At 68.1% G+C, this 15695-nt stretch carries 16 protein-coding genes; 7 read left to right on the top strand and 9 right to left on the bottom strand.

Annotated elements, in window-relative coordinates; all coding sequences use genetic code 11:
• Positions 1 to 11: 11 nt before the first annotated feature.
• On the bottom strand, positions 12 to 1523 hold the full coding sequence (locus ABZ942_RS37570; RefSeq protein WP_357390737.1) for an NAD(P)/FAD-dependent oxidoreductase: 1512 nt from the start codon (positions 1521 to 1523) through the stop codon (positions 12 to 14).
• A gap of 9 nt (positions 1524 to 1532) precedes the next feature.
• Here ABZ942_RS37570 and ABZ942_RS37565 point away from each other — a divergent pair, with 9 nt between their 5' ends.
• Complete coding sequence (locus ABZ942_RS37565; RefSeq protein ID WP_357390735.1) at positions 1533 to 2609, top strand: AraC family transcriptional regulator ligand-binding domain-containing protein; 1077 nt, start codon at positions 1533 to 1535, stop codon at positions 2607 to 2609.
• 3 nt (positions 2610 to 2612) lie between these two features.
• On the opposite strand, the gene ABZ942_RS37560 is transcribed toward ABZ942_RS37565, so the two are convergent.
• Positions 2613 to 3182, bottom strand: coding sequence for a helix-turn-helix domain-containing protein (locus ABZ942_RS37560; protein ID WP_357390733.1), 570 nt, complete (start codon positions 3180 to 3182; stop codon positions 2613 to 2615).
• Positions 3183 to 3308: 126 nt separating this feature from the next.
• Here ABZ942_RS37560 and ABZ942_RS37555 point away from each other — a divergent pair, with 126 nt between their 5' ends.
• Together ABZ942_RS37555 and ABZ942_RS37550 are read left to right on the top strand one after the other, a co-directional pair.
• On the top strand, positions 3309 to 4739 hold the full coding sequence (locus tag ABZ942_RS37555; protein WP_357390731.1) for an MFS transporter: 1431 nt from the start codon (positions 3309 to 3311) through the stop codon (positions 4737 to 4739).
• Between the two features lie 113 nt (positions 4740 to 4852).
• The gene (locus ABZ942_RS37550) at positions 4853 to 7750 is read left to right on the top strand and encodes a BTAD domain-containing putative transcriptional regulator (protein ID WP_357390729.1); all 2898 of its coding nucleotides are present in this window, start codon (positions 4853 to 4855) and stop codon (positions 7748 to 7750) included.
• Positions 7751 to 8028: 278 nt separating this feature from the next.
• Here ABZ942_RS37550 and ABZ942_RS37545 read toward each other — a convergent pair whose 3' ends face one another.
• Positions 8029 to 8508 carry a MarR family transcriptional regulator gene (locus ABZ942_RS37545; RefSeq protein WP_357390727.1) on the bottom strand — a complete coding sequence of 160 codons (480 nt, stop codon included), beginning with the start codon at positions 8506 to 8508 and terminating at the stop codon, positions 8029 to 8031.
• Positions 8509 to 8589: 81 nt separating this feature from the next.
• Here ABZ942_RS37545 and ABZ942_RS37540 point away from each other — a divergent pair, with 81 nt between their 5' ends.
• The gene (locus ABZ942_RS37540; protein ID WP_357390725.1) at positions 8590 to 9852 is read left to right on the top strand and encodes an NAD(P)/FAD-dependent oxidoreductase; all 1263 of its coding nucleotides are present in this window, start codon (positions 8590 to 8592) and stop codon (positions 9850 to 9852) included.
• Here ABZ942_RS37540 and ABZ942_RS37535 read toward each other — a convergent pair.
• Together ABZ942_RS37535 and ABZ942_RS37530 are read right to left on the bottom strand one after the other, a co-directional pair.
• Positions 9804 to 10793: a zinc-binding alcohol dehydrogenase family protein gene (locus ABZ942_RS37535; protein WP_357390723.1), complete on the bottom strand. Its 990-nt coding sequence runs from the start codon at positions 10791 to 10793 to the stop codon at positions 9804 to 9806. The two genes, ABZ942_RS37540 and ABZ942_RS37535, sit on opposite strands and share 49 nt — an antisense overlap.
• A gap of 4 nt (positions 10794 to 10797) precedes the next feature.
• On the bottom strand, positions 10798 to 11262 hold the full coding sequence (locus tag ABZ942_RS37530; protein WP_357390721.1) for a MarR family transcriptional regulator: 465 nt from the start codon (positions 11260 to 11262) through the stop codon (positions 10798 to 10800).
• 139 nt (positions 11263 to 11401) lie between these two features.
• Between ABZ942_RS37530 and ABZ942_RS37525 the strand changes: the two genes are divergently transcribed.
• Together ABZ942_RS37525 and ABZ942_RS37520 are read left to right on the top strand one after the other, a co-directional pair.
• Entirely contained in the window at positions 11402 to 11947 is a 546-nt protein-coding gene (locus tag ABZ942_RS37525; RefSeq protein ID WP_357390719.1) for a YdcF family protein, read from the top strand.
• A gap of 46 nt (positions 11948 to 11993) precedes the next feature.
• Positions 11994 to 12725: a VIT family protein gene (locus tag ABZ942_RS37520; protein ID WP_357390717.1), complete on the top strand. Its 732-nt coding sequence runs from the start codon at positions 11994 to 11996 to the stop codon at positions 12723 to 12725.
• Between the two features lie 48 nt (positions 12726 to 12773).
• Here ABZ942_RS37520 and ABZ942_RS37515 read toward each other — a convergent pair whose 3' ends face one another.
• Complete coding sequence (locus ABZ942_RS37515) at positions 12774 to 13994, bottom strand: alpha/beta fold hydrolase (RefSeq protein ID WP_357390715.1); 1221 nt, start codon at positions 13992 to 13994, stop codon at positions 12774 to 12776.
• 109 nt (positions 13995 to 14103) lie between these two features.
• Here ABZ942_RS37515 and ABZ942_RS37510 point away from each other — a divergent pair, with 109 nt between their 5' ends.
• A complete protein-coding gene (locus ABZ942_RS37510) occupies positions 14104 to 14706 on the top strand; it encodes a TetR/AcrR family transcriptional regulator (RefSeq protein ID WP_357390713.1) in 603 nt (200 codons plus the stop codon).
• Between the two features lie 110 nt (positions 14707 to 14816).
• On the opposite strand, the gene ABZ942_RS37505 is transcribed toward ABZ942_RS37510, so the two are convergent.
• From ABZ942_RS37505 to ABZ942_RS37495, 3 genes are read right to left on the bottom strand one after another with little or no spacing between them, the layout of a single operon-like run.
• Positions 14817 to 14993, bottom strand: a complete 177-nt coding sequence (locus ABZ942_RS37505; RefSeq protein ID WP_357390711.1) for a CsbD family protein — start codon at positions 14991 to 14993, stop codon at positions 14817 to 14819.
• A 9-nt stretch (positions 14994 to 15002) separates the two neighbouring features.
• The gene (locus ABZ942_RS37500; protein WP_357390709.1) at positions 15003 to 15158 is read right to left on the bottom strand and encodes a DUF6131 family protein; all 156 of its coding nucleotides are present in this window, start codon (positions 15156 to 15158) and stop codon (positions 15003 to 15005) included.
• Between the two features lie 24 nt (positions 15159 to 15182).
• Entirely contained in the window at positions 15183 to 15635 is a 453-nt protein-coding gene (locus tag ABZ942_RS37495) for a hypothetical protein (protein WP_357390707.1), read from the bottom strand.
• Positions 15636 to 15695: the final 60 nt, after the last annotated feature.

Raw genomic sequence — 15695 nt, 5'->3', positions numbered from 1 at the left:
GACCGGATCGGTCAGTGGGGCACCGACAAAATAGGTTCTCGCACTGCCGATTTGGGGGTTGCGGCGAGGGTTTTGGTGAGGTCGGTGCGGAGTGTTCTTGCCGAGTCGAGCAGGTAGTTCTGGCGGATTTTCCAGGGGTGGCGGTCGCCCTGGTGGGGGAAGTCGGCGATCGAGCGCTGGATGTAGCCTGCGTCGAGGTCGAGCAGGGGTTGTTCGTTGAGGTTGCCGTTGGGCTTGGGGACGACGGCGGCGTAACCGTGGCGGTCCATGTGGTTGAGGACCTTGCAGACCAGGCGGGAGCTGAGGTCGGCACGCAGGGTCCAGGAGGCGTTGGTGTAGCCGATGCAGACGGCGAAGTTGGGCAGGCCGGTGAGCATGGCGCCCTGCCAGATGAACTGGTCGGACAGCACGATCGGTGCGCCGTCGACGCGCGGGGTGATGCCGCCGAAGGGCAGCATCTGCAGACCGGTGGCGGTGATGACGATGTCGGCCTGCAGGATTCGGCCGGACTTCAGTCGAATGCCTTCCGGCACAAAGGTATCGATGTGGTCGGTGACGACCTCGGCCTTGCCTTTCTTCATCGCCTTGAAGAAGTCGGCGTCGGGGACGGCGCACAGGCGCTGGTCCCACGGGTTGTAGCTGGGCGTGAAGTGTTCGGCTACCACCTTCTCGTCCTTGAGGATTCGAGTGGTGAGGGCGGTGAGCAGTTTGCGCGCGGCGGCGGGGCGGCGACGGCAGTACTGGTAGAAGCCGAGGGTGAACAGGATGTTCTTGGTGCGGATCACCCGGTGCGCCAGGTTCGGCGGCAACAGCTCGCGGATCTTGTCGGCGTACTTGTCGCGGCCGGGGACGGCGCTGATCCAGGTCGGACTGCGCTGCAACATGGTCACCCGTTCGGCCTGCTTCGCCATCGAGGGCACGAGGGTGACCGCGGTGGCGCCGCTGCCGATCACGACGACGCGCTTACCGGCGTAGTCGAGGTCTTCCGGCCAGAACTGCGGATGCACCACCCGACCGGAAAACGAAGCGAGGCCGGGGAATTCGGGCGTGTAGCCGTGGTCGTAGTTGTAGTAGCCCGCGCACGCGTAGAGGAAGCCACAGGTCAGCGAGCGCCACGAAATGTTGCCCTCGTCGCCACGCTCTTCGAGGGTCAGTGTCCAGCGGGCGGTTTCGCTCGACCAGTCGGCGGCGACCACCTTGGTCTGATACCGGATGCGCCGGTCGATGCCGAACTCGGCGGCGGTGTCGTTGATGTAGCGCCGAATCGACGACCCGTCGGCGATCGATTTGGCCTCGCGCCACGGTTTGAACGGGTAACCGAGGGTGAACATGTCCGAGTCCGAGCGGATGCCGGGATAGCGGAACAGATCCCAGGTGCCGCCCATCGCGGCCCGCGCCTCGAGGATGGCGTAGGTCTTGCCGGGGCACTCGGTCTGCAGCCGGTAGGCGGCGCCGATGCCGGACAGGCCGGCGCCCACTATGACGACGTCGAGGTGTTCGTGGGCTACGGCGGTCTCGTTCATGGTTCCAGTGTGAGACCGCATGGACCGGTGTTCTTGACTTTGCACGACAAGTATTTGACTCTGGACGACATGACGGTGATCCGATCGGCCGGGCTACGCGGCTTCCGCGCGACGGTGGCCGAACTCGGCGGCGATGCCGAGCAGTACGCCACCGCCTGCGGACTGCCGATCGCCGCGCTCGACACCGACGACCTGCTGATCCCCGATCAAGCGCTGGCCGCGGTCCTGGAGCTGGCCGCGCAGCGACTGGACCGCCCCGATCTCGGCCTGCTCATTTCCCGCCGCCAAGACCTCGACATGCTCGGCCCGCTGGCCTTGGCCATCCGCAACTCGCCGTCGCTCACGCATGTCCTGGAATGCACGGCCCGCTACCTGTTCCTCCATGCCCGCGCACTCACCCTGACCCCGGAGCCGGACCCATACGGCGACCGCGGCGTGATCGCACTGCACTACGGCGTCCAGCCCGGCATGCTGTCGCCGATCCAGGCAACAGATCTCGGACTTGCCTTCGTACACCACACAATTCAGCGTCTGGCCGAAGACCACTACCGCTTGCTCTCGGTCGAATTGCCGTACCGGCCAACGGCATCGATCGAACGCTACGAGGAATTCTTCGGCGCACCGGTGCACACGAACCGGCCGTACGCGGCGCTGCGGGTGCCGCGAAATCTGCCGACGCTGCCGCTGAGCGGCGGTGACGAGAACCTGCACCGATTGGCGATGGCGTTCCTGGCCGAGCAGGCGGGCGGCATCGACGCGTCGGTGGTGCCGAAGGTGCGCGCCACCGTGCAACAGCTACTCGGCACCATCGCGCCTGAGATCGGCAACGTCGCAAGACTATTGACCGTTCACCCGCGCACCCTGCAACGCCGCCTCGCCGCGGAGGGCACCTCGTTCGCCACCATCCTCGACGATGTCCGCCGCGACGAAGCCCGCCGCTACCTCACCACCACCGACATGCCGATGAGCCAGGTGGCGTCCGTGATCGGACTCGCTGAGCAGTCGACCTTCACCCGCTGCTGCCGAAGATGGTGGGGCACAACGCCGACCGCCGTGCGCCGCGCGGGCGCGAACACTCGAACCTGACGACTACCGGGAAACGCGCAACCCGTCGAGTGTGACACCGAGCAGCCGTTCGGCCGCCTCCGGCGTCTTCTCGCAGGCGACCCCGATGCCGTGCCCCAGCCGCAGCATGTCGCGCGGCTCGATGTCGGAGCGGATCACACCGGCACTCTGCGCCGATTTCAGCAGCGCGGCGGACGCGTCGTTGATCAATGTCCGGCACAGGGTGAAGACCTCGGAGTCGTGATCGATCAACGCCTTCAATGTGACTGCGAGACTGCGTTTGTCCATGACGAACGCCACCTGCTCGCGCATCCACTGCTCGAACGCGTCTGCGGGCGAATGGGTTTCGATCAGTTCATACGCGCGCCGACACAGCCGTTCGATGCTGTCGCGATACACCGCCTCCATGAGCGCCTCGCGATTCGGGAAGTGCCGGTACAGCGTTCCCGGCCCGACGGCGGCGCGGCGCGCGATGTCGTCCAGCGGCGCCTCGGGTCCGTCTTCGGCGAACACCTCGCGCGCACACTCGACGATCCGCGCATAGTTTCGCCGCGCGTCGGCCCGCATCGGCCGCGCCGTCGACGGTTCGTCCACGATCCCTCCACTGGAAACGGATGAAGTCTCCGGTTAGTCTTGCGTAAACGGAGAACCTCTCCATATGATAGCTCTATCGGAAACGGAGACTCTCTCCGTTTAGCTCACGAATCGATGGAGCGCTTCTTGTCCACGACCACAATCTCGGCGGACACCCCCACGTCCGCACTCGGAAGCCGGCCGTTCCGCTCCGGCCTCGTGCTGGTCACCCTGCTGACCTGCCAATTGATGATCATCCTCGACATCACCGTGATGAATGTGGCACTGCCACGTATCCGCACCGACCTGGAGTTCAGCGCCACCGGCCTGTCCTGGGTGATGAACGCCTACACCCTGGTTTTCGGCGGCCTGCTGCTGCTCGGCGGCCGCGCCGGTGACCTGTTCGGCAGGCGCAACCTGTTCATCGCGGGCACAACTCTTTTCACCCTGGCCTCGCTGGCGGGCGGACTGGCACCGTCGGCGACCTGGCTGCTCGTCGCCCGCGTCGTCCAGGGCATCGGCGCGGCCATGGCGGGCCCGAGCACGCTCGCGCTGCTGACCACCACGTTCACCGAACCCAAGGCCCGCATCCGGGTACTCGCGCTGTTCTCCGGCATGTCCAGTGCGGGCTTCGCCATCGGCCTGATCCTCGGCGGCCTGCTGACCCAGTGGCTGAGCTGGCGATCGGTGCTGTTCATCAACGTCCCCTTCGGACTGGTGGTCGTCGTGCTCGCCCTGCGCTACCTACCCGACGCGGTGCGCAAGCCCGCCCACCTCGACCTGCCCGGCGCGGTCACCGCGACCGGTGGCGTCGCCGCGCTGGTCTACGGCTTCATCAGCGCCGCATCGAACGGCTGGGGCAACGACATCACCGAGCTCTCGCTGGCCGCGGGCGTGCTCCTGCTCGCCGCGTTCCTGACCATCGAACTGCGCACGGCCGAACCCCTGCTGCCGCTGCGCCTGTTCACCGACCGCAACCGCGCCGCCGCCTACGCGAACATGTTCCTCGGGCCGATGGCGGGCATGTCGATGTTCTTCTTCCTGACCCAGTACCTGCAGGAGGTGCGCGGAATGAGCGCGCTGGCAACGGGTTTCGCGTTCCTGCCGACCGCCTTGCTGATGTTCACGATGATCCGGCTGATCCCCCGGTTGCTGCCGCGCTTCGGGCCGAAGCCGGTGACCCTGATCGGCACCGCGTTGATGGGGTCCGGGTTGGCGTTGCTGACCCAGCTGACGACCGCCAGCGGCTACTTCCCGCTGCTGTTCGTGGCGATGCTGTTGATGGGGCTCGGTATCGGGCTGGCGTTCTCGCCGCTGAACGTGATCATCATGTCGAGCGTGCCGCCGAGCGACGCGGGTGCGGCGGGCGGTGCGCTGCAGACGCTGCAGCAGACCGGTTCCGCGCTCGGCCTGGCCATCCTGGTCACGGTGTTCGGCACGGCGGCGCGGGGCGCCTCGGGATCGGCGCAGCAGGTCCTGGTCAGTGGCACCACGACGGCGTTCGCCGCGGCGGTCGGCGTCGCGGTGCTGACCTTCCTGGTCGCGCTCACCTTCCGCAGTAACCGATCGACCACCTGATCTCTTGGCCGCCCAGCCGGCGGTCCAGCGCCCACACGTGGCACTGGACCGCCGGCTTTCCGGCATCTCCACGCGCTGGTCGCGGCGCCACGTACACTCCCAGCGTTCGGGAGGTGTCGTTGCAGTTCGTGGTGTTAGGCGAGGTCAGGGCGTGGCGCGGGGAGCAACCGCTGCCGCTCGGACCGCCACAGCGTCGGGCCGTGCTCGCGGCCCTGCTGCTGCGTGCCGGTAGCGCGGTAACCGCGGCCGAATTGGTCGAGGGGATCTGGGGTGCCCGGCCGGTGCCGCGGGCGATCGCCGCGCTGCGCACCCATGTCGCGCAGTTGCGCCGGACGCTGGAGCCCGATCGGGTGGCGCGCGGTCCGGCGACGATGCTGGTGTCCATCGGGGACGGCTACGCGCTGCGGATACCGCCGGGATCGACCGACGTGGCGGAGGTGGAGCGGCTCGTCGCGGCGGCCGGACACCTGCGCGACCGTCAGCCCGCCGCTGCGCGCGCGAATCTTGTTGCCGCACTTGGTAAATGGCAGGGCACCGCGCTGAGCGGGCTGCCGGGCCCGTTCGCGGAGCGGCAACGCTCCCGGCTGGAGCAGTGGCGGCTGGCCATCCTGGAGGATCGGCTCGCCCTCGACATCGAGACCGGCCACAGCTCCGATGCCGTCGCCGAACTCGGCGCGTTGATCGAGGAATATCCACTGCGCGAACGGTTTCGGGCGCTGCTGATGACCGCGCTGTACCACTGCGGCCGCCAGTCCGACGCCCTCGACGCCTATGGGCAGGCACGCCGGGCCCTGGTGGACGGCGTCGGCGTCGAGCCGGGGCCGGAGCTGACCGTGCTGCACGAGCGGATCCTGCGCGGCGCGGTGCCCGCGATCGGCGAATCCCGCACGCCGGTCGAACACGGCACCGAACCGGCGCCCGCCCAATTGCCGCCCGACATCGCGGATTTCACCGGTCGCGAACGGCTGGTCGACGACTTGGCCGCGCAGCTGACCGACGCGGGCAGTGCGGTGGCGATCTCCGCGGTCGGCGGCATGGGCGGTGTCGGCAAGACGACCCTTGCCCTGCACGTCGCGCACCGCGTGCGAGATCGCTTCCCGGACGGGCAGTTGTACGCGAACCTGCACGGCGTCGACCCGGTACCCGCTCCCTCCGGCACCGTACTCGGCAGCTTCTTACGCGCGCTCGGCATCGCCGAGGGCGACCTACCGTCCACCGTCGACGAACGCGCCGCCGAACTGCGAACCCGATTGTCCGGCAAGCGAATACTGATGGTGCTCGATAACGCTCGGGACTACGCACAGGTGGCGCCGCTGCTCGCCGGGTCGGCGGTGCTGATCACCAGTAGGTCGGCGCTGACCGAGCTGCCCGCGGTGACCCGTACCCGGCTCGACGTGCTGGAGACGGCGGAGGCGATGGCGCTGCTCGTTCGCATCCTCGGCGCGGAACGCGTTGCCGCCGAGGCATCCTCGGCGCGGGAGGTGGTCGCGCACTGTGGCCTGCTGCCGCTGGCGGTGCGCATTGCCGGTGCCCGGCTCGCGGTCCGGCCGCAGTGGACGATCGCCTCGTTCGCCGACCGGCTCGCCGACGAGAAGCGCAGGCTGACCGTGCTGAAGACCGGCGAGCTCGCGGTCGAGGCGGTCTTCCGGCTCGGCTACGGGCAACTGTCCGACGCGCAGGCCAAGGCCTTTCGCACGCTGGCGCTCGTCCAGGTGCCCGATCTGTCCATCGACGGCATCGCGGCGATCCTCGGCATCTCCCCGCTCGACGCGGAGGAGGTGTGTGAGTCATTGGTCGACCTCAGCCTGTTGGAGACCACCGCGCCCGGCCGCTATCGATTCCACGATCTGCTGCGGCTTTTCGCGCGCGAGGTGGCCGACGAGGACGAAGCCGCCGTGCTGGTCCGGGTGCTCGACTACCACCTGGCCAGCGCGAAGAACCTGCTCAGCGCGATCGACTACAGCAACACGACCCGGCTGCTCGTCGCGACCACCGTCCCCGGCCGCGCGTTCGACAGCGGCTCGGAGGGCCAGGCGTGGAACGACATCGAACGGCCGGTCGTCATCGCGTTGCATCAGCAGGCGGCGCGAGTTGGCGGCCGCGCGCTCGACGTGGCGGCCGATCTGGCCTGGGTGATGGCCGAGTTGATGGACGCGGGCACCGGCGCGCGCGAGCTCTCCCGCGCGCTGGAGTCGTTGCTGGACACCGCCATTGCCCAAGACAACCTGGCCGCCGAGCGGCGGATCAGGACCGCGCTCGGCGCGCTGCTGCAGGTGGGGCTCGGCGAGGTCGAGGCGAGTCTGCCGCACCTGCGTGCCGTCTCGGGCCCGCCGGCCAACGATGCCGACCGCAGGTTGTCGGTGCTCGCCTCGGTGCTGCTCGGCGTCGCGGCGCGGCGGCTCGGCGATGCGGACGCCTCGCATCGGCATTTCGAGCACGCGACGCAGCTCACCCGCACCCTCGGCGATCGGTCGATGGAGGCGTGGTGCCTGGCCCTGGTGACCCGAACCTATTGCGAGGCAGGACAATACGACGAGGCGGTGGCGATGGCGGAGCGGGCCATCGCGCTCGCGCGGGAGTCGTCCAATCCGGTGGCGCTCGGCTGGGCCACTCATGAACTGGCCGCCACGCTATCGATGCGCGGCGAGCATCGACGCGCGATCGAGCTCGGTACCGAGGCGGTACGCGCGGCGCAGCGCAACGGGGTACGACTGTGGGAGGGCTGGGCGCGCACCAGGCTGGCGCAGATCCACCTGCAGGCGAGCAATGTGGCCGAGGCGGAGACGAACGCCGCCGCCGCGCTGCACCTGCTGACCAAGGCCGCCGACCCGATCGACCGGGCGCGGGCGATGGCGTTGCACGCCGCCGCGCTGGCGGCGCGGGGGCGGCCGGTACGCGCCGAGCAGGAGTTCCGGGAGTCCGCCGAGATCTTCAGTCGCGCAGGACTTTCGCCGCCGACCGTCGACCGGCTGTTCGGCCCCGGCGCGGAGGGACCCGGCGGCGCCGAATAACGAACGTTTATTCGATATTTATCGGCCGCTGAACGGCGGCTGGCACCCTGCTTTGTCGATGCGACCACCATCGCCAATGGTGCGCAGGAGATGGGTCGTGCGGACTCGCGACCGCCGGAACTGGGACCGAGCGGTCGGTCGGGTCCGCGCCGACTCGCGCTCGAGGGGTGCGTGAGGCGTTGCGCGGACCCGTTCCGGCCCCCATCGCCGGTGCGACAGATCAGATTCCCTTGTACAGGTGATGATATCGACATCACCGAGCGACCGCTGGTGAATCGTCAGCGCCGAAATCCTTTGGGCAGCGCGGCGATCCGGCCGCGATGGCGTTCCTGCAGCTCGCGGGAGCGACGCAGGAAATCCAGCACGATTCCCAGTTCGTCGGCGGTGTAGCGCGCAACGTCGGCCGCGCCCTCCTCGGCGATGGGGCCGTAGATCTCCCATGCCTTCGCGGCGGCCGCCGGGGTGATCCGGACCAGAACCTTGCGCCGATCCCCCGGTTCGGGATGCCGGACGACGTAGTCGAGCTTGGCGAGGCGATCCAGCATCGTGGTCACGCTGCCGCTGGTCAGGCCGAGCGCGGTCGCGAGCGCACTCGGCGTCGAGTCACCCGCCAAGAGAATCTCCAGGCAGCTCAGGTCGGTCCGATTGACACCGAGGACGGTGGCGGCGGCCGAGTCGACCGCATCGACTGCGGCCTGCAGCGTCTGCGATTCGCGTCCTACCTGCTCACGCAGGGTTTCCAAGTTTTCTCTTGACATTCAAGCCTCTTGACGGTCAAATTACTTATGTCTTGATTATCAAGATACATCAGGGGCGTAGCAGAACTTCGGAGGCACACCATGAAGAAGGCGTTGATCATCGGCGGCGGGATCGCCGGGCCGGTCACGGCGATGGCGCTGCGGCAGGCGGGGCTGGAGCCGATCGTCTGCGAGGCCTACCAGGAGGCGGCGGCCGAGCAGATCGGCGCGTACCTGACGGTCGCGGTGAACGGGCTGTCGGCGCTGTCGCTACTGGATGCCGAGCGCGTCGTGACGGAGACGGGACATCCGACCGGCACGCTGTCGTTCTCGACCAGCGGCGGCAAGCACATCGTGGACATGCCGATCGGCGGCACCCTGCCGGACGGCACCACCACGCACAGCGTCAAGCGGCGCGACCTGTATCGCGCGCTCAATGCCGAGGCGGCGCGGCGCGGCGTGCGCTACGAGTACGGCAAGCGCCTGGTCGACGCGACGCCGACCGCCGATGGCGGGGTCAGCGCCCGGTTCGCCGACGGCAGCACGATCGACGCCGACGTGCTGATCGGCGCCGACGGAATCCGCTCCCGCACCAGGGAAATCATCGATCCGACCGCACCGGAGACGCACTACCTCGGCATCTACGGGCTCGGCGGATTCGTCACGAACCGGGCCCTGTACGCCGAACTCGGACTCCGGCCGGGCATCTACAGCATGATCTTCGGCAAGAAGGTGTTCTTCGGCTACCTGGTCGCGCCGGACGGTGAAATCTGGTGGTTCGCCAATGTGCCACGGGCGGAAGAACTTTCGCGCGCGGAGTCCGCCGGCACGTCCGTGTCGCAGTGGCGTGATCAGCTCGTCGAGCTACTGCTGGTCGACAACACCCCGGCCGCCCGGATCGTCGGCGCGACGCCGGATCACACCTTCGTCCCCGGCTTCAACCAGTACGACATGCCCTCGGTGCACACCTGGCACAACGACAACATGGTCATCGTCGGCGACGCCGCGCACGCCGTGGCCTCCTCGTCCGGTCAGGGAGTCGCCATCGCGGTGGAAGACGCGGTGACACTGGCGATCTGCCTGCGCGACGTCCCCGATACCGCCGCCGCTTTGGCGGAGTACGAGGCCCGTCGCCGCGACCGGGTCGAACGTGTCGTCCGGCACGGCGCGGAGACCAGCGGCGACAAGGCGTCCAACGGGTTCGGCCGGTTGCTCGTCCGCCTGCTCACCCCGTACTTCCTGAAGAAGGCTGCCAAAACCGGTGTCGCGCCGTTGAGTTGGATGTTCGACTACCGCATCAGCTGGGATACCGACGCTCAGAGCGCGACGACGAGTTTGCCGGTGGCAGCGCCGGATTCCATGTAGCCGTGGGCTTCCTGGATCTGGTCGAGGGTGAAGACGCGGTCGATGGGGATGGTGATCCGCCCGTCGGCGGCCGCGTCGATGAAGTCTTGCAGCACCTCGGCGGGCAGGTCGCTCGCGTCGCCGCCGTAGGCGGTGAGACGGACGCCCTGCGGGAGATAGCCGAGGGGATAGAAGTTCTCGACGATCCACTCGTTGGACAGCATGCCGGTGAAGCAGACCACGCCCTGGATCCTGGTGGCGCGCAGGGTATCCGGCAGGGTTGGGGTGCCGACGAGTTCGAGGGCGGTATCGACACCGCCGGGGCTGATGTCGCGGACCTGGTCGGCGACCGTACCCGTGTCGATCAGCACGTGGTCGACGCCGAGTTGTTTCAGCGCGTCGGCCTTCGCCGGATTCCGCGTGGTCGCGAAGACGACCATGTCGCGCTGTTTGGCGAGGATCGCGGTGGCCGCGCCGACCGAGGAGGTGCCGCCGCGGATCAGGATCGATTGGCCCGGTCGGCCATCGAGCCCGATGGTCAGCGAGCCGTAGGCGGTCTGCAGCATCTCGGGGACCGCGCCGAGGGTGGACCAGTCCAGTGTGCTGGTGAACGGAATGACCTGGGCCGCAGGGACGCAGGTGTACTCGGCGTAGCCGCCGTCGAAGGTCCGGCCCATGCCACCCATCATCGCGACGACCTGGTGGCCGACCTCGAATTCGCCAGTGGGACAGGCGACTACGACACCGGCCGCCTCGATGCCGGGCACCCGGGGGAAGGTGACACCTTCCGCCAGACCGAGTCTGGTGTGTAGTTCGGATCTGTTGAGGCCGAACGCCTTCACCTGGATGAGCACCTCCCCCTGCCGTGGCTGCGGGACAGGTAGCTCTCTTATCTGCAAGGCCGCCAATGGGCCTGGGCCGTCCAGTACGACAGCCCGCATAGTGGTGGGAAGCGCGGACATTCGATCACTCCTTCTCGAGCTCCGCCGTCGGTGCGGCAGACAGGTTGGCGGTGCGGAGCAGCCGCAGGGTGGCGTCGAGCCGGTCCACGGAATCGGTGCCGAGCACCGCGCCGATCCGCTCGGCGAGTTCGGCCTCGACTGTCGCCGTTGCCGCACGCAGCAGGCGTTCACCACTGCGCGTCAAGGTGATTCGCGACGAGCGACCGTCGGCGGGGTCGCGCTGCCGTTCCGCGTGGCCCGCGGCCTGCACCCGGTCGACGACCTTGCTGGCCCCGCCCTCGGTGATGGTCATCGCCTCGGCGATATCCCGCACCCGCGCCCCGCCGGGCCGGTCGGCGACCCGCATCATTTCGAACCAGGGCAGCGGCATCGCATGGTCGTCACGTAGCCGGCGCTCGACGGCGTTCCACAGCAGGATCTCCACCCGCACCAGTTGGTCGAACAGCTCGACCAGGGGCGCTTCCACCACGAGTTGCTCCATTCCACGTCATGCTTCTGATCCGTTTGACGCCGATGTTCCGCCTACAATCGTCAGAAACTCCATTCTATGGAATGAAACTTACCTAAGCGCGTCAGTATTCCGCCAGGATTTCGGTATCGTCGGGCTGGTGACCGGGCTGCGACGAGCTGGAATCTTCTTCGGAGCCCTGCTCGGCCTGGTCGTGCTGATCGGGCTCGCGGGTCTGCCGGTGTACGTCTATCCGCAAACCGATCCACTGCGTAAGGCCGACGCCATCGTGGTGCTCGGCGGCACCGCCTACGAACGCTTCGACGTCGGGCTCGACCTCGCCGAGCGGGGATACGCTCCCACGCTGCTGATTTCGCGGTCCACCGGCCTCGACGACCATGAGATGGACAAGTACTGCGCGGGGAAGTTCGACTTCACCGTCAGCTGTTTCGTCCCCGATCCGTGGACCACCGAGGGCGAGGCGCACGAGATCCGGCGGCGGGCGCAGCTCTACGGCTGGCATCACATCATCGTGGTGACCTACACCCCGCATGTGTCGCGGGCGCGCTACATCGTGTCGAAATGCTTCGACGGCGAGCTCACCATGGTGGCGAGCCCGAGCGATTCGGGGCTGCGGTTCTGGGCGTGGATGTACCTCAGGCAGTCGGCGGGCTACCTGCGGGCGTTTTTGTCGCCGGGATGTTGAGCGGGCTCACAGCTCGACGGCCGAACTTCGCCTAGTCTTTCGCCTCATGGACGAAACGACCAGCGAACCCGCAGGCGCGCACCCGCACGAGCCCCACGCCGAGGGGCTGGCGTCCAAGCTGAACTGGTTGCGCGCCGGGGTGCTCGGCGCTAACGACGGCATCGTGTCCACGGCCGGGCTGGTGGTCGGTGTCGCCGCGGCGACGACGAGTACCAGCGCCATCTTCACCGCGGGCATCGCGGGACTGTCGGCGGGCGCGATCTCGATGGCGGTCGGCGAGTATGTGTCGGTGAGCACGCAGCGCGATTCCGAGCGGGCCCTGCTCGCGAAGGAGCGGCGCGAGCTGCGCGACGAGCCGGAGTTCGAGCTGGCCGAGTTGGCGGGTATCTACGAGCGCAAGGGACTGTCCACGGCCACGGCACGCATGGTCGCCGAGGAGCTCACCGCGCACGACGCGTTCACCGCGCACGCCGAGGCCGAGCTGGGGCTCAATCCCAACGAGCTGACCAACCCGTGGCAGGCGGCGGTCTCCTCGGCGGTGTCGTTCACGCTCGGCGCACTGCTGCCGTTGCTCGCCATCCTGCTGCCGCCGGTTTCGGTGCGGATTCCGATCACCTTCGCCGCGGTGCTCGTCGCGCTCGCGGCCACCGGTTCGGTGAGTGCCCGCCTCGGCGGCAGCGGGCACGGCCGGGCGGTGCTGCGCGTGGTGATCGGCGGGGCGCTGGCCATGGCGGTCACCTACGGCATCGGGCAACTGGCGGGCGTCGCCGGGATCTGATGCACTGGAGGGGATTTCCAGCACATCAGATCCCGAGCGAATCGACGGTCAGGCAACGGCACCGACCGGCTGCGCCTCGAAAGTGGCGTCGAGCCAATCGAATACCCGCTGGTTGGTCAGCAGCATCGCGCCCATGTGGCAGTGTGCGCCCGCCCCTTCGGCGTTCGTACCGACGATCAGCTCCTTCTGACAGGTGAGCGCCGCGTAGACGCGCTGCGCCTCACCGCGGAAGAAAAGATCGTTCTCGGCGTCCAAAACCAGTGTCGGGCAGTTGATCTGGTGTGCGACGCCGTCCAACGTGTACGGCTTGGTCTTGCGGACATAGTCGGCAGGCGAGTCGGCGCCGAAGGTCCAGGTGCCATTGCGCAGTGCCCACCGAGCGGTGGTGCTGAATGCCATGACCATTCCGATGACCGGGAGCGCTTCGGCGTCACGTCCGGCTTCGACCCACTTGGCGAGGAACTCGGGCAGCGAGTTCATGTTGCCCGCGTGGTAGTCGAAGAGACCGTCATTGAGCACCAGCGCGGCGAGCCGGTGCTCGAAGGCGGCGGCGCGGGCGACCAGGTAGCCGCCGAGACTGTAGCCGTACAACGCGATTCGCGCCGGATCCACCTCCGGCAGGCTGAGCGCGTAGTCGACCACCGGGGTGATGACGGCCTCCCAGTCGGGCCGGAAGGTGAGGCCCTGCTCGCGGATCGCCGCGCCCTGGCCGGGGCCGTCGAAGGCGAGCACCTGATAGCCGCGCTCGACCGCTGCGGCGGCCAGCACGAACCAGGCCTCCTCCAGGGTGGAGTCGAAGCCGCTGTTGAAGATCACCGTCGGGCGCGGCGCGCCGGAATCGTCGACGAGAAAGAGGTAGCCGGGAAGGGCGGTGTCCTGGAACGGAATCGACACCGAGCGCACCGGGGTGTCGAACAATTCCGCTGCCTGCGCGAATGTTTCGCGCGATCGGTTGGACAGGTCGCGGGCCTCGGCGTCCTCGGCCGGGTTGTCGCGGCGGTAGAACTCGGCGGTGCGGTAGTAGTTCGAGGCGCGCAGTAGGGCCTGGCGGGCGCTGACCCTGCGGCCCTTCGCCAGGCAGTCGGCGCCGATCGCGTGCACCCGCTCGGCGGTGGCGCGCCACTCGCGCAGCCAGGCCGCCTCGTCGCCGTCGGTGATCCGGCTCGCGGTGGCCAGCACCTCGCCCAGCTCGGCGCCGCCGTAGCTGGCGAAGCCGGCCGCGCGCAGCGCCTCGAAGTCGAAGGACTCGTCGTCGAAGAGGAATTTCATGGTTCTGCCTCGCTATTAACGTCGATACGGTTGCGTTTCGTCGTACGAGAAGAACGGTACGACGATCAACGACGAAACGCAACCGTGTCGACGTTGTTAGGATGCAGACATGACAGACACCCGCCCCGACCGCAAGCGCGTCCCCGCCGGGGCCGCGGTGCTGCAGCCACAGGTCACCACCGCGATCACCAGCGCGGCGTTCACCGAGTTGGCCGAGGTCGGCTACGGCAAGCTGACGATGGAGGGGATCGCGCGGCGCGCGGGCGTCAGCAAGCCGACGCTGTATCGGCGGTGGGCGACCAAGGAGCAGATGGTGCTCGCGCTCGTCGAGCAGGTCGCGGTGGCGGCCGCCGAGGTGCCCGACACCGGGTCGCTACACGGCGATCTGCGGGCGTTTCTCGAGGTGACCGCAGGTGGCTTCAGCCATCCGCTGGCCGCGCGGATCATCCCCGACCTGCTGGCCGAGGGCATCCGCACGGCTGCGGTCGCCGACGCATTGCAGGCCGTCGGGCACAGCCGGCGCGAGAAGGTCGGGCAGCTGCTGCGGCGCGGGATCGATCGGGGCGAACTCCCGGCGGACCTCGATACCGAGCTCGCCTTGGACCTGTGCATCGCCCCGCTGTTCTGGCGGCAGCTGATGGGCGGCCAGCCGACCAGGCCCGATTACCTGGATACCCTGACGAACACACTGATCGCGGCGTTCCGCGGCTGAGGCTGCCGCGCGGCCAGTGCGGCACTCGTGGGCTACTGGCAGGACGCGTGGAAAGCGTCAGGGCCGGTGTTGACCGAGGGGCTTGCCCCCGGTCAACACCGGCCATCAGGTCAGCGCTTGAACGCGGCCCGTAGTTTGTCCGCGGCGCGTTTCACGTTGCCGCCGGCTTGTTCTCGACGCCCTTCGGATTCCAGGCGGCGATTTCCCATCGCCCGGCCGAGGTATTTCTTCGCATTGCCCCTGGCGGCCTGCACCTGGTGCGCGATTCTGTCTTCGAACTTGGTCATGATCGGCACCTAGTAATACCAGCGCCGACCACCGACCGGGCGGCCCACCGATCCGGCGACCATCAGCACGAGGCCGATGACGAGGATGATGACGCCTGCGGTGGTGAGCAATCCGATTCCGAGCAGCCACCCCGCGATGAGGAGGACAAGTCCGAGAACAATCATGGTCGTATTTCCTTTTCTCGATGACTATTTCGACGCCGGCGCCTGCACGCGAGGCGTGCTCGCGGCGCGCGGTGTGTCTCCGGCGGGAGTCGTGGCCGGACGGCGCACGAACCGACTCCAGACGGGTTCGCGGTGCGGCTGCGGTACGGGCTCCTTGCGGACCGGCGGTGTGCCGCCCGCTAGATCGCGCCGGACCGCCGCCATTTCGCGGCGGGATTGCCTGAGCTCGCGACGTGCCGCCATGCTGCGGCGCGACACCCGCCAGACACCGGTCAGCAGGAGAGCAAGACCCGCCGTGCCGATGGCGCCGAGGACGATGCCGTAGCCGAACAGCAAACCGCTGGAGCCGTGGAAGTGGTAGTCGAAAACGGCGAAATCACTTGGTAGGAAGTTGGCTTCGCCGTTGTTGGCCACCACGCCGGCGACTCCGACGATCACTGCTGCGATCAAGACGACGAGCCCGATGATGATGATCATGACAATCCTGTTGTGTCGAGTTGTATGACATCCCGGCTATTCCCGGGGACACGACGACCA

Source organism: Nocardia sp. NPDC046473 (assembly GCF_040645995.1).
Taxonomy (GTDB): domain Bacteria; phylum Actinomycetota; class Actinomycetes; order Mycobacteriales; family Mycobacteriaceae; genus Nocardia.
Note: the sequence above shows the minus strand (reverse complement) of the source record. Positions and strands in the feature narration are given on the sequence as shown.

Excerpts from the sequence above, each read along its gene's own strand:
- ABZ942_RS37570 (WP_357390737.1), bottom strand. The coding sequence starts at position 1,523 with ATGAACGAGACCGCCGTAGCCCACGAACACCTCGACGTCGTCATAGTG.
- ABZ942_RS37545 (WP_357390727.1), bottom strand. The coding sequence starts at position 8,508 with ATGTCAAGAGAAAACTTGGAAACCCTGCGTGAGCAGGTAGGACGCGAA.
- ABZ942_RS37540 (WP_357390725.1), top strand. The coding sequence starts at position 8,590 with ATGAAGAAGGCGTTGATCATCGGCGGCGGGATCGCCGGGCCGGTCACG.
- ABZ942_RS37535 (WP_357390723.1), bottom strand. The coding sequence starts at position 10,793 with ATGTCCGCGCTTCCCACCACTATGCGGGCTGTCGTACTGGACGGCCCA.
- ABZ942_RS37520 (WP_357390717.1), top strand. The coding sequence starts at position 11,994 with ATGGACGAAACGACCAGCGAACCCGCAGGCGCGCACCCGCACGAGCCC.
- ABZ942_RS37515 (WP_357390715.1), bottom strand. The coding sequence starts at position 13,994 with ATGAAATTCCTCTTCGACGACGAGTCCTTCGACTTCGAGGCGCTGCGC.
- ABZ942_RS37510 (WP_357390713.1), top strand. The coding sequence starts at position 14,104 with ATGACAGACACCCGCCCCGACCGCAAGCGCGTCCCCGCCGGGGCCGCG.
- ABZ942_RS37505 (WP_357390711.1), bottom strand. The coding sequence starts at position 14,993 with ATGACCAAGTTCGAAGACAGAATCGCGCACCAGGTGCAGGCCGCCAGG.
- ABZ942_RS37500 (WP_357390709.1), bottom strand. The coding sequence starts at position 15,158 with ATGATTGTTCTCGGACTTGTCCTCCTCATCGCGGGGTGGCTGCTCGGA.
- ABZ942_RS37495 (WP_357390707.1), bottom strand. The coding sequence starts at position 15,635 with ATGATCATCATCATCGGGCTCGTCGTCTTGATCGCAGCAGTGATCGTC.